This is a genomic window from Psychrobacter sp. HD31 (assembly GCF_051097895.1).
Taxonomy (GTDB): Bacteria; Pseudomonadota; Gammaproteobacteria; order Pseudomonadales; family Moraxellaceae; genus Psychrobacter.
The window spans coordinates 1,722,510-1,735,033 of the sequence record NZ_CP142525.1; the positions used below are offsets into that span (position 1 = coordinate 1,722,510).

Consider the following 12,524-nt stretch of genomic DNA (forward strand, 5'->3'; position numbering starts at 1 on the left):
TTGAGAAATATTATCATATGTTTATCGTTATCTTCTAATATATCTTATCTATCTTTTGGATCTAAAGCATCCCGCAGGCCATCACCAATAAAGTTAAAACAAAATAGTGTGATAACCAAAAAGATGGATGGGATGATAATTTGCCAAGGCGCCACTTCCATTGTTTTGGTACCTTCTTGTAGCAACGCACCCCAACTGGTCATTGGCTCTTGTACACCCAAGCCCAAAAAGCTTAAAAATGATTCAAACAAAATCATAGAAGGGACAAGTAACGAGGCATAAACCACCACCACACCTAATACGTTAGGCACAATATGGCGTTTGACGATATTCCAGTTAGAAACACCACCAACTTTAGCGGCTTCGATAAATTGTTTTTGCTTTAGCCCCAAGGTTTGCCCTCGCACAATACGTGCCACATCTAACCAAGACACCATGCCAATTGCCACAAAAATTAAAATTAGGTTGCGACCAAAAAAAGTAACCAGCAAAATAACAAAAAACATAAACGGAAACGCGTTTAAAATTTCTAGCACGCGCATCATCACCATATCTACTTTGCCACCTAAATAGCCAGAAACGGCACCATATAGTGTGCCAAATAGTACAGCAACCAATGCGCCAGCAATGCCAACCATTAGAGAAATCCGCCCACCAATGGCAGTACGCACAAATAAGTCACGTCCTAATGAGTCTGTTCCAAAGTAGTGTCCACTATCAAAAGCTGGGGCAGACTGCATGTAATTCCAGTCTGCATCGGCATAGCTAAAGTTTGAAAACATGGGCACAAATAATACAAATAAGCTAACAAGTATTAAAATTACCATACTGGCAACGGCTGCCTTGTTGCGTGCAAACCGTAACCAGGCATCTTGCCATAGGCTACGACTTTTTAGCTCAATTTTAATCGGGTCAAGCTTATCAATTTGGTTCATGTTGTCTGGTTGGGTTGTATTTGTTGTCATTTATCTTCCCCTTTAATACTTAATTTTAGGGTCGATGACCGCATATAAAATATCCACAATGGCATTAAATATAATGGTTAACACGCCAACGAGAATAGTCAGACTCAGCACCATACCGTAATCTCGGTTTAATGCGCCGTTTACAAATAACTGCCCAATACCAGGTAAACCAAAAATAGTTTCAATAACAATTGAGCCTGTAATGATACCCACAAAAGCGGGGCCTAAATAAGAGATAACGGGCAGCATGGCAGGGCGAAGCGCATGTTTTAATACGATTTCTATCAGTGGCAGCCCCTTTGCACGTGCAGTACGGATATATTGGCTGTTCATGACCTCAATCATAGACCCACGCATAATACGGGCAATACTTGCCACATAAGCAAAGGCAAGTGCGGTGACAGGCAAAATAATATTTTGTACGGCGCCATCGTTCCAACCGCCGGCGGGTAGCCATTTTAAGGTAATGGCAAATATTAAAACCAATAATGGTGCTTTGACAAAACTTGGTATGACCACTCCTGTCATGGCAAATGTCATCGTAAGGTAGTCAATCCACGAGTTTTGTTTTAAAGCGGCAATAACGCCTAAAGTCACACCAAGTAATAAGGCAACTAAAAACGCATAAAAACCAATTTCAAAAGAAATGGGTAAAGATTGTCCTAATAACTCATTAACACTAAAGTCTTTGTATTTAAAAGAGGGACCAAAGTCACCAACGGCAAGTTGTTTTAAATAGTTGAAATATTGTAGCCAAATTGGGTCGTTTAAATGATATTTGGCTTCAATATTTGCCATTACCGCAGGAGGGAGGTTTCGCTCGCCAGTAAAAGGGCTACCGGGTGCTAAACGCATCATAAAAAAGGAGACGGTAATTAAAGTAAAAAGTGTTGGGATGGACTCCAAAAGCCTTCGTAAAATGAGTCTGAACATAAAATTAATCCATAATTTTTTTAGATGAGCCTTTAAAAACACACCCTAAAAAATAAAAAAGGGTGGCTACGCTGGGTAATCCACCCTTCCATAAGCTTAATTAACTATCATACTAAACAAATTGTTGATTAACAATTAATGCTTAGCGATAGAAAAGTCTTTAAATTGCCAGTTATCTAGCGCATCTTTACCAGTAAAACCATTAACGTATGGTTTAATCATACGTGGGCTAATATAGTGGTAGATTTGGATAAGTGGCATATCTGCATCTAACTGTGCTTCGGCTTGGTTGTACAACTCACTTCGCTTAGCGTTGTCAACACCCGCTTTAAGTGTTTGATTCATTAAGCTATCAAAGTTTTGCGAGCTGTATTTACCGTGGTTGTTGCTGTTGCCTGTTTTAACGATATTTAAGAAGGTTGAAGCTTCGTTATAGTCACCACACCAACCAGCACGAGATACGTCATAGTTACCATTACGGCGAGTATCTAAGTAAGTTTTCCACTCTTGGTTGGTTAACGTAACATTAATCATGTTGTCGCCCAGTGCTTGTTTCCAAAGGGCAGAGGCAGCAACAGCAATTTTCTTATGGTTTTCGTTTGTGTTGTATAGTAACTCAAACTTAAGCGGGTTGCTTTCGTTATAACCAGCTTCTGTTAGTAATTTTTTGGCTTGTTCAACTCGGGCGGCTTGGTCTAGCGCTTCCCACTCTGGTGAGTTGTTTACACTACCTTGGGTAGCAGGTGGTGTAAATTGATAAGCTGGCGTTTGACCCTGAGCAAGTACTTTGTCAGTAATTGTGTTGCGGTCTAGTGCTAATGCCAATGCACGGCGTACTCTTACATCATCAAACGGTGGTTTAACTGTGTTGAACTCGTAGTAATAAGTACATAAAAATGGTGATACATGAACTTCATCGCCAAATTCTTCTTGTAATTTGGTGAACTGCTCTGGTGGCAATTCGTTGTAAGTCATGTCAATTTCACCCGCTTTATAACGCGCAACATCTGAGGTGTTTTCTGAAATTGGTAGCACAGTTACTTTGTTGATTTTTGTATTTGCGTTGTCAAAGTATGCTTCATTGCGGGTTAGTACAATTTTGTCATTAACATTCCATTCGTTAACGGTGTATGCGCCATTGACGACAATGTTTTCTGGGTTTGTCCATTTGTCACCAAATTGTTCAACGGTTGCTTTGTGTACAGGCTTAACCGAAGTATGGATCATGACATCAGGGAAGTAAGGTACTGGCTCAGATAGTGTAATTTCTAACGTTTTTTCATCTATCGCTTTAACGCCTAGGGTACTTGGTTCGGCTTTCCCATCAATAATATCTTGTGCGTTTACCACTTTTGCATCAGCAAGGTAGCTTGCGTAAGGTGATGCGGTTTCTGGGGTGAGTACACGCTGTAAGCTATAAACAAAGTCTTCTGCTGTTACAGGGTCGCCATTAGACCAGTTAGCATCACGTAGTTTAAATGTCCAAACTTTGTTGTCTGCTGATTCCCAGCTTTCTGCCATACCGGGCATGGTGTTGCCGTCAGGATCGGTTGAGGTTAAGCCAACCATGATTTGGCGGATGATGTTACTTTCTGGTACACCAGAAATTTTGTGAGGATCCAGTGATTCTGGTTCTGCACCATTATTAATGGTTAGTTCTTGAGACTCTGCCATTTCACCACTGGTAGCTGCTGCTGCGTGTGTATCTTTATCAGCTGGCTTGTCACCACCACAAGCGGTTAATGCTGCCAAGCTTAATGCTAAAGCAGTTGGCGTAAGTAATTTAAAAAAAGGGCTGGTCTGGCTCATATAGAATCCTTCTATTGGGTTAAAAAAGGAGCAAATGTCGTTTAATGACAACAAATTAACTAAATTATTACCACTAACTTTATCACCAATAACTATGGGTTGAAATTTTTGTTAATTATTGTTTGCTGTCATCAAACTTTAACAGTTTTATGTGTAGCAATACAAGCGCAATGACTGATGAATTCAATAATATTATTAAGTGATTTTCTGTAGGTGCAATTTAGGTACAAAAAGTGCAAACTGTTTTTTATATTGATAAAATAAGTTTGATATCCTAGTTTATATTTATTTAACCAAATTGAGCTTCATTTATGACCTTTAATAAACCATCTTTTGTGATTTTTACCCTGCTTGCCACCACGGCATTAACGGCTTGCCACAAAACACCCAGCTATCAACAGTTAGAGGGTGAAACCATGGGCACCAGTTATCACATCCGATACGAGTTGCCAAAACAGGCAGACCAAACGGCTATTAAAGAGAGTATTGATAAACGACTAGACGAAGTTAATAGTAGCATGTCTACCTGGCAAGAGGACTCAACCATTAGTCAGTTTAATTTAGCAGCAGTTAACACCCCCGTTAAGATTGATGCTGACTTTGCACATGTGTTAAAAGATAGCCAAAAAGTGTATGCTCAATCTGGCGGGGCATTTGATCCAACAGTTAAACCAGTATTTGAACTTTGGGGCTTTGGCAAGGAGATGCGTGTAGACAGGTTACAAAGCCCACCCTCTGCGGCAGAGGTCGAACAAGCAAAGTCGCTGATTGGTTTTGATAGTATTCGCCTTAATGGTAATGAGCTGAGTAAAACCAAAGAGGGCGTGGCGATGGATTTTTCTGCCATTGCCAAGGGTTATGGTGTGGATGTTATTGCTGATGTATTGGAGTCGAAATACAAAATTAAAAACTACATGGTTGAAATAGGCGGTGAAGTTGCGACAAGTGGGGTCAATGATAAAAATGCAGGATGGAAAATTGCCATTGATGCGCCTATTTTGCATTCTGGCGTCGCTAATCGAGAGGTGATTGCTGCCATTGTACAACCCGTTGATGAAAGTAAACATGGGAAAATGAACTTAGCAACTTCTGGTAACTATCGTAACTCAATTGTATTTGATGGTGTGCGTTATAGCCATACAATAGACCCCCATACGGGTAACCCGATTGTAGATGGTGCACCATCGGTAACGGTTGCGGCGAATACGGTTGCCATGGCGGATGCTTGGGCAACCGCATTAACGGCCATGCCTTATCAACAAGCATTGCAAACCGCTAACAAACAAAATCTTGCGGTTATGTTTGTTGTCCCTAAAACTGGGGTGGATGTTAATCAAGCTCAACATAAGCTTGAAGATTGGCAAATCGTTGAAACTGAGGCAATGCAAAAATTACGTAACAGGGCACAGCCTTAAAAAAGGATAAAATTAAAAAATAAGTTATTGTTATCCAAACTATTTTTATACATTCGCTTTTTTGCTGACCAATGACCGTTATAACCTTATTGATTATAAGGCTATAACGGTTTTTTTTGGTTTGTCAGTGGTTTTTTTTGCTAAAAACCATGCTTTTGGGTGCAACAAAACAAGCATAATTGATTGAATTTGTGTACAATACCTGCTGAATAATTTAGGCAAACCGATATGCCAAACAATTGCTAACGTTAGCAATTATTGATACTGGCTAGGTTTATTAAGATGTCAAACCTCAATTTTAAGTTTATATCGCTTTATGTTTGGTAAATAAAGCATTATGAATTGAAAATTGACGTATATAAAGTCAAGGAAATTACGACGATGATTTATATGTTAATGGCAGTGGTTTTTGTTTTAGGCTATTTGGCAATCGCCCTAGAACATAATATCCATATTGATAAAGCAGCTTCAGCTTTATTAACAGCGGCACTTGTGTGGACGTTATTAGTATTTGGAGCGGATGTGTTGTTGTCATCTCATTTAGCGGAGGCAGGTGCTCATGCAGCTGGCGCCGCTGGTGGACATGGTGGTACCTCACAGTTTTTAAATACCGAGTTACGTCATCATTTGGCAGAAATTGCTGAAATCCTATTCTTTTTAATGGGTGCAATGACAATTGTTGAGTTAATTGATGCGCATGATGGTTTTGCTGCCATTACTAACCGCATTCAGACTACTAAAGCGACGACATTGCTTTGGATTATTGGTATTTTAACTTTCTTCTTCTCAGCATTGCTAGATAACCTAACGACAACGATTGTTATGGTATCTTTACTTAGAAAACTGATTAGTGATAAAGAAATGCGTTGGTTGTTTGTTGGTATGGTTGTCATTGCTGCCAATGCTGGTGGTGCTTGGTCACCAATTGGTGATGTTACGACGACAATGTTGTGGATTGGTCATCAAATATCTGCAAGTAGTATCATCGTTAATATCATCGTACCAAGTATTGTTGCAGCGGTCGTACCAATTGCATTTTTAACCTTAAAGCTTAAAGGCAAAACCATTACGCGCCCAGCACTTGACGAAAATGTCGCTGGCCACGCTAGTGGTGTTAGCAGCCATGGTAATAGCGTTAACAAAGAACCAGGGGAGCTACCAATCACCCCAGCGACTCGTTTAACCGTGTTATTTTTAGGTTTAGGTGCATTGGCATTTGTGCCTGTATTTAAAACGGTGACGCATTTGCCGCCATATATGGGTATTTTATTTGGTTTGTCACTCCTTTGGATTTATACAGAAATCAACCATCGCAACCAGCATAAAGAAATTAAACAACAGCTAACGGTGATTGGCGTGTTATCAAAAATTGATATGCCAAGTATCCTATTCTTCTTGGGTATCTTGTTAGCGGTATCTGGTTTAGCAACTGCTGGTCATTTAAGAGATATGGCACAATGGTTAGATGCAACTTTTGGTAACCTTTACGTGATTAACGTATTAATTGGTTTGCTATCATCATTGGTGGATAACGTGCCATTGGTTGCAGGTGCAATGAAGATGTATCCATTAGTATCTGAAGCAGCGTTAGCTGGTTTAACGGGTGAAGAGTTAGCGCGTACTAGTCAGTTTGTGCTTGATGGTAACTTTTGGCAGTTTTTAGCATACTGTGCTGGTACAGGGGGTAGTTGCTTGATTATTGGTTCTGCTGCTGGTGTTGCTGCCATGGGTATGGAACGCATTCCATTTATGTGGTATCTAAAACGTATTAGCTTGCTTGCGGTGCTTGGCTATTTAGCAGGTGCGGCAGTTTATATTGCTATCCACGTAATGTAATTGATTTTTTTATTAAAGAGTTTAGTTTGTTAATAAGGCAAGCTAAACTTTTTTGCTTTTATGAGGCTTGCCTTGTATGATAAAGGTGTTTATTAAACAAATTAATCCAAAAGTTAGGTGAATGATATGCTCAGCCAATTATTACCCATTTTTGCCATTACCTTTACCGTATTTGTGTTGTTTTTTTTGTTTATGGGTGTGGGTTACATGGTTAAAAAAGAGCCATTAAAAGGCTCTTGTGGTGGTGTTGCTACTTTGATGGGAGATGAATATTGCCAATTTTGTGGTAATGACCCTAATAAATGTGACTCACTGACCGAAGAAGACAAACAAAAAATGCGAGATGAGCAGCAAACGCAAAGTAAAAAAGCAGCAGAGCTTGGAAAGTCGGCTGTTTAACATCTCACATTAAGTGACAATAAAAATCAGCCATCATGCAAAATGCATGGTGGTTTTTCACGTTTAAGTGGTAAATTTTTTAAATCAAGCATCGACTATGAATAATAACAATATCGTAACCACCAAAAACACCAGTTTAGCCTTTGTGTGCATTGCCATTATTTTAGTGGCAGTCAATATGCGCTCACCCATTGTGTTAGTTGGTTCGATTGCACCGGTTATCGAGCAAGCTTTAGGCATTAGCCAGTTAGAGATAGGGTGGTTGGGTGCAATCCCTATGCTTTCATTTGCTTTTGGGGCATTAGTATCGGCAAAGTTTAGCAAATGGTTTGGCATTCACAATTTATTACCTGTGATGATCTTGTTGTTAGCCCTTGGCATGGTTTTGCGAGTGTTTGCTATTGGTTGGTGGTGGTTTTTTGCTGGTACGGCTATTTTGTCGCTTGCCATTGGTTTTTTAAATACCATCACGATGCCGGCGATTAAACAGTTAGCACCAAAAAACATTCCATTAGTAACGGGTTTATACAGCCTTGCAATGACCATTATGGCAGGGTTGGTGGCTGGCATTGTGTTACCGATGAGTGATTTATTGGGTTGGCGTTTGGCAACAGGCGTTTGGGCAGTGCTTAGTGTGTTTGCATTCGTGTTTTGGTGGCAGCTGCGCCCAAATTTAGTGTTGGATTATCAGCAACAACAACACTCAAATCGCACATTAAGCGATGGCAACAGTCCGCAAGTGGTCATCCAAAAGCGGCAACAAATGCCAAACTCCAAACATAACAAAAGTATGTGGCAAACGCCCCTGGCATGGTGGTTAGCGATATTTTTAGGGCTGCAATCGCTTATGTACTATCTAGTTGCCAGTTTTTTGCCCTCTATCTGGGCGAGTAAAGGCTTAAGTTTGATACAAGCAGGGCAGCTGGCAATGCTATTTCAGCTGATGGCACCCATTGCAATTTTATTGTTAACTTGGGTAATGAGCCGTAAAGACCATGCACGAACGATGGCGATGTTAGCCTCTATACTCATAGCGATGGGTGCAGCAGGCATGGCATTTGGGCGGTTTGATGTTAACCCCTTATTTTGGGCAAGTGTGTGGACAATCTGTGCAGGTTTTGGTGCCTCATTGGTTTTTACATTAACGCTTATGCTCATTAACCTACGTACTTATGATACGGTGCAAGCCAGTGAGTTATCTAGCATGTCGCAAGCCGTTGGTTATACCATTGCCATGGCAGGACCATTGGGTGCGGGTTGGTTGCATGAGGTAAGCGGTGATTGGCACCTTCCTCTTACTGTGCTGACGATATTGATGCTGATAAATATTGGTTTTGCTTGGGCGATTAGTGGCAGAGTCATGATTGATGGCAAGCCATTTTAGTTAGCTACTGGTTGTGTTGGCTTAACTTGCTCAACATCAAGGTAACGATTTGTTATACTTACCCCCATAAAATCAACCGCTTTAAAAATAAACAAAGGTAAAGCATGCAATTTTCTAAATTTGGACAAAAGTTCACCCAAAACAGTGGTATTTTACAATTAATGGATGATTTGGGAGATGCTCTAAAAAGTGATCAGCCCGTTAACATGCTGGGTGGTGGTAACCCTGCACGTATTGATGCGGTTAACCAAGCATTTTTAGAGGCGTTTAAAACGTTAGATGTTGGCGATTTAGATAGCCCTGCAATAGACAGCATGGGTAATTACTCAAACCCACAAGGTGATGCAAAATTTATTGATACCTTGGTAGATTTTTTTAATCGTCATTATGGTTGGGGGCTAACTGCCGATAACATTGCCTTAACCAACGGCTCGCAAAATGGCTTCTTTTATTTATTTAATCTTTTTGGTGGTATGTTTGATGATGACTCAGCGGAAGGTATTGATAAGTCAATATTATTGCCATTAGCGCCCGAATATATTGGCTATAGTGATGTGCATATTGAGGGCAAACATTTTGTTGCGGTTAAACCGATTATTGAAGAGGTTGAGCATGAGGGGCAACAAGGATTTTTTAAATACAAAGTTGATTTTAATGCACTAGAAGCATTGCCCGCGCTTAAAAATGGCAAAATAGGCGCGATTTGTTGCTCTCGCCCAACTAACCCAACGGGCAATGTACTGACAGATGATGAAATGGCACGGTTATCTGAACTTGCCAAAAAGTATGAGATACCGCTGATTATAGACAATGCGTATGGGATGCCGTTTCCTAACATTATTTATCCTGAAGTGACGCTAAACTGGGATGAAAACACCATTTTGTGCCTAAGCTTGTCTAAAATTGGCTTGCCTGGGGCACGAACTGGCATTATCGTTGCAAACAGCGATGTGATTAAAGTCGTCAGTGCAATGAACGCCATTGTTAATTTGTCGCCCACGAGGTTTGGCGCAACCATAGCTACACCGCTTGTTGCCAATGATACGATTAAAGATTTGTCAGATAACAAGATTAAACCTTTTTATAAGGCCAAAGCCAATTTAGCGGTGCAGTTATTACAAAAAGAGTTGGCAGATTATCCTATGCGTATCCACAAACCAGAGGGTGCCATATTTTTGTGGATTTGGTTTGAAGGTCTGCCAGTTAATAGTGTTGAGTTGTATGAGCGTTTAAAACAGCAAGGTACACTTATCATCCCAAGTGAGCATTTCTTCCCTGGTATTGATACAGGCAGCTATGCCCATGCTCACGAGTGCATCCGTATGAGTATTGCGCAAGATGATGAGACGCTAACCAAAGGCATTGCTACCATTGGTAAGGTTGTGCGTGAATTGTATGACTCACACAAATAATAAACCACAAAACGAGAACAACATGTCTAATACTCAACCACAGCATATGTTAGATACAAGCGGTTTAATGTGCCCAGAACCGGTTATGATGCTACACAAAGCCATCCGTACTGCACAAGCAGGCGAGGTTATCGAAATATTAGCGACAGACCCAGCCACCACACGTGACATCCCTAACTTTTGTCGCCACCTTGGGCACACCTTGGTTGAGCAAAAGCAAACGGGCGAGGGTGATGATGCTAAATTTATTTATTTGGTTCAAAAAAAATCATCATGAATATCATATGTGGCAACCGCAAGTTTTAACAGGGCTTTAAAATGAGTAAAACCAGAGCCGTTAACCCACGCCAACCAAAATCAATACCTAAAAATGATGAGCCAGAATATGTGTTTGATTTTCGTCAAGCCATGCTGGCACGTGGGCTATCTGTGCGCACTCGCAATGCCTATGTAAAAGACTTAACCAGCTGCCAAGCCACTAGTCTAAAGGCATTACCAAACTGGCAAGATAAAGATGTGATTGCCTGCTTAAGCCAGCTGAGTAGTGAGGGCAAAACCGCACGCACCCAAGCCAGAATGCTATCAAGCTTACGCCAGTTTTTTTTGTGGTTAGTTAATACCGAGCAAAGGAAAGACAACCCTTGCGAAAAAATTAAAACCCCAAAGCTTGGGCGTGCCCTGCCAAAAGACTTAAGCGAGGCAGATGTAGAAAACCTGCTACTTGCGCCAGATATGAGTACATCACTGGGTTTAAGAGACAAAGCCATGTTAGAGGTGTTGTATGCCTGTGGTTTGCGTGTGTCTGAGCTGATGAACCTATCGTTAGAACAGGTTAATTTAAATGCTGGTGTACTTAGAGTCACCGGCAAAGGCAATAAAACACGGCTGGTGCCATTGGGGGAGTATGCCAATGAGGCATTAGAAAACTATTTAACTCATGCCCGTAATGATTTGGTTGCACACCTTAAGTCTGGTGATTGCCAAGCTGTATTTTTAACCGCTCAGGGTGGTTATATGACTCGGCAAAACTTTTGGTATATGATTAAAAAATATGCCAAATTGGCAGGCATACAAAAAGATTTATCACCGCATAGCTTACGCCACGCCTTTGCGACTCACTTACTTAACCATGGGGCAGATTTGCGTAGTGTGCAGTTGTTGCTTGGGCATAGCGATTTGTCTACCACACAAATATACACGCATGTTGCAACGGCACGTTTGCAGGCATTGCATGAGGCACATCATCCAAGAGGGTAATGGGGGTTATTCTTCAAACCCAAATAAGTCGCCACTTTCACCCCAATCATCAAAATCTATCTCCAACTGCTCTTTTTGGCGTTGTCTCATTTGTTCAATACGTTTTTTGCGTCCAACAATGAGCCTTAACACTTCTCGCCTTTGCTCATCTGTCATTTGTAGCCACATTTGACGCTCTGGACGGCTGCGCAAACAGCCAAAGCAAAATCCTTTTTTATTGCTTTGGCATACACCCACGCAGGGGTTATCAATCGAGAAGAGTTCAATTTGGTTGGTCATGGCTAATTGGGCTGTGACAATGCTGATAAAATAGTTAAATAATAGGGGGTTTAGTTAGTTTGAGCATATCCATATACACAAGTTGCCAAAGGCTTGCAAATTGTAACATGTTAGAATACACAAATGATAATAAACATTAAAGAGAAAGGAGATATCAATGCACATTATTTATTTACACGGGTTTGATAATACCAGTAACTCTATTAAAGGTGGGCTTTTGGTAGACTATATCCAAAAAAGTCATCCAAACCATCAAGTGCATTGCCCTGATTTAAATTTAAAACCTGCCGAGGTGTTGGCTAAGGTCACTAAGTTGATTAATGAGCTTAGTCAAACCGATAAGGTCGTGTTGGTAGGCAGCTCGTTAGGTGGTTATTTTTCTACGCATTTAAGTAACCAGCTTGGTTGCCCAGCGTTATTATTAAACCCAAGTGTTGCACCACACACCACGCTTACTCGTTTTTTTGCCGATGGTAAAACCTATGGCGCTGATGATGAGGTATTTTATACGACGGTTGGTGATTGGAATGTCACTTATGGCGATATGCGCTGGGTTGCAGACAATCAGTTATTAACGGTTAACCACCCAAATAAAATTGCAGTTTGGCTAAAAACCGCTGATGAGGTTCTTAATTATCAAGTGGCAGAAAGTTTTTACGGTAGCAATGGCGTTAAGCAATTAATAATCCATGAGGGGGGCGACCACCGCATTGCAGACTTCGATGAGCATTTGGATATGGTTTTGGAGGTTTTAAATAATCTTGTAAGTGGGTGATTTTAGTTAATGGTTTAAATGTTAAGAAACAAGCAATTTATCAAACCTTAATATATTTTT

At 40.7% G+C, this 12,524-nt stretch carries 12 protein-coding genes; 8 read left to right on the top strand and 4 right to left on the bottom strand.

Going from position 1 to position 12,524, the window contains the following annotated elements:
- Positions 1-44 precede the first annotated feature (44 nt).
- The 3 genes from oppC to VH441_RS07715 all read right to left on the bottom strand — a co-directional run bounded on the left by oppC (position 45) and on the right by VH441_RS07715 (position 3,707).
- Positions 45-965, bottom strand: a complete 921-nt coding sequence (gene oppC / locus VH441_RS07705) for an oligopeptide ABC transporter permease OppC (RefSeq protein ID WP_434353067.1) — start codon at positions 963-965, stop codon at positions 45-47.
- 12 nt (positions 966-977) lie between these two features.
- Positions 978-1,898: an oligopeptide ABC transporter permease OppB gene (gene oppB / locus VH441_RS07710; protein ID WP_434353068.1), complete on the bottom strand. Its 921-nt coding sequence runs from the start codon at positions 1,896-1,898 to the stop codon at positions 978-980.
- Between the two features lie 135 nt (positions 1,899-2,033).
- The gene (locus VH441_RS07715; RefSeq protein ID WP_434353069.1) at positions 2,034-3,707 is read right to left on the bottom strand and encodes an ABC transporter substrate-binding protein; all 1,674 of its coding nucleotides are present in this window, start codon (positions 3,705-3,707) and stop codon (positions 2,034-2,036) included.
- 311 nt (positions 3,708-4,018) lie between these two features.
- On the opposite strand from VH441_RS07715, the gene VH441_RS07720 reads away from it, so the two are divergent.
- From VH441_RS07720 to xerD, 7 genes are all read left to right on the top strand, one after another.
- On the top strand, positions 4,019-5,122 hold the full coding sequence (locus VH441_RS07720; RefSeq protein ID WP_434353070.1) for an FAD:protein FMN transferase: 1,104 nt from the start codon (positions 4,019-4,021) through the stop codon (positions 5,120-5,122).
- 381 nt (positions 5,123-5,503) lie between these two features.
- Positions 5,504-6,958, top strand: coding sequence for a sodium:proton antiporter NhaD (gene nhaD, locus VH441_RS07725; RefSeq protein WP_434353071.1), 1,455 nt, complete (start codon positions 5,504-5,506; stop codon positions 6,956-6,958).
- 126 nt (positions 6,959-7,084) lie between these two features.
- The gene (gene nqrM / locus VH441_RS07730) at positions 7,085-7,357 is read left to right on the top strand and encodes a (Na+)-NQR maturation NqrM (protein ID WP_434353072.1); all 273 of its coding nucleotides are present in this window, start codon (positions 7,085-7,087) and stop codon (positions 7,355-7,357) included.
- Between the two features lie 97 nt (positions 7,358-7,454).
- The gene (locus VH441_RS07735; protein WP_434353073.1) at positions 7,455-8,741 is read left to right on the top strand and encodes an MFS transporter; all 1,287 of its coding nucleotides are present in this window, start codon (positions 7,455-7,457) and stop codon (positions 8,739-8,741) included.
- Positions 8,742-8,845: 104 nt separating this feature from the next.
- The gene (locus tag VH441_RS07740; RefSeq protein ID WP_434353074.1) at positions 8,846-10,153 is read left to right on the top strand and encodes a valine--pyruvate transaminase; all 1,308 of its coding nucleotides are present in this window, start codon (positions 8,846-8,848) and stop codon (positions 10,151-10,153) included.
- Positions 10,154-10,175: 22 nt separating this feature from the next.
- The gene (gene tusA / locus VH441_RS07745) at positions 10,176-10,430 is read left to right on the top strand and encodes a sulfurtransferase TusA (protein WP_434353075.1); all 255 of its coding nucleotides are present in this window, start codon (positions 10,176-10,178) and stop codon (positions 10,428-10,430) included.
- Between the two features lie 41 nt (positions 10,431-10,471).
- Positions 10,472-11,410, top strand: a complete 939-nt coding sequence (gene xerD / locus VH441_RS07750) for a site-specific tyrosine recombinase XerD (protein ID WP_434353076.1) — start codon at positions 10,472-10,474, stop codon at positions 11,408-11,410.
- A 6-nt stretch (positions 11,411-11,416) separates the two neighbouring features.
- Here the strand turns inward: xerD and VH441_RS07755 are convergent, their stop codons facing one another.
- Positions 11,417-11,689: a DUF1289 domain-containing protein gene (locus VH441_RS07755; RefSeq protein WP_434353077.1), complete on the bottom strand. Its 273-nt coding sequence runs from the start codon at positions 11,687-11,689 to the stop codon at positions 11,417-11,419.
- A gap of 157 nt (positions 11,690-11,846) precedes the next feature.
- On the opposite strand from VH441_RS07755, the gene VH441_RS07760 reads away from it, so the two are divergent.
- Complete coding sequence (locus tag VH441_RS07760; protein ID WP_434353078.1) at positions 11,847-12,464, top strand: YqiA/YcfP family alpha/beta fold hydrolase; 618 nt, start codon at positions 11,847-11,849, stop codon at positions 12,462-12,464.
- The last annotated feature ends 60 nt before the right edge of the window (positions 12,465-12,524 follow it).

Coding starts and splice junctions, on each gene's coding strand:
- VH441_RS07715 (WP_434353069.1), bottom strand. CDS start 3,707: ATGAGCCAGACCAGCCCTTTTTTTAAATTACTTACGCCAACTGCTTTA.
- nqrM (WP_434353072.1), top strand. CDS start 7,085: ATGCTCAGCCAATTATTACCCATTTTTGCCATTACCTTTACCGTATTT.
- oppC (WP_434353067.1), bottom strand. CDS start 965: ATGACAACAAATACAACCCAACCAGACAACATGAACCAAATTGATAAG.
- oppB (WP_434353068.1), bottom strand. CDS start 1,898: ATGTTCAGACTCATTTTACGAAGGCTTTTGGAGTCCATCCCAACACTT.
- nhaD (WP_434353071.1), top strand. CDS start 5,504: ATGATTTATATGTTAATGGCAGTGGTTTTTGTTTTAGGCTATTTGGCA.
- VH441_RS07720 (WP_434353070.1), top strand. CDS start 4,019: ATGACCTTTAATAAACCATCTTTTGTGATTTTTACCCTGCTTGCCACC.
- VH441_RS07755 (WP_434353077.1), bottom strand. CDS start 11,689: ATGACCAACCAAATTGAACTCTTCTCGATTGATAACCCCTGCGTGGGT.
- tusA (WP_434353075.1), top strand. CDS start 10,176: ATGTCTAATACTCAACCACAGCATATGTTAGATACAAGCGGTTTAATG.
- xerD (WP_434353076.1), top strand. CDS start 10,472: ATGAGTAAAACCAGAGCCGTTAACCCACGCCAACCAAAATCAATACCT.
- VH441_RS07740 (WP_434353074.1), top strand. CDS start 8,846: ATGCAATTTTCTAAATTTGGACAAAAGTTCACCCAAAACAGTGGTATT.
- VH441_RS07735 (WP_434353073.1), top strand. CDS start 7,455: ATGAATAATAACAATATCGTAACCACCAAAAACACCAGTTTAGCCTTT.
- VH441_RS07760 (WP_434353078.1), top strand. CDS start 11,847: ATGCACATTATTTATTTACACGGGTTTGATAATACCAGTAACTCTATT.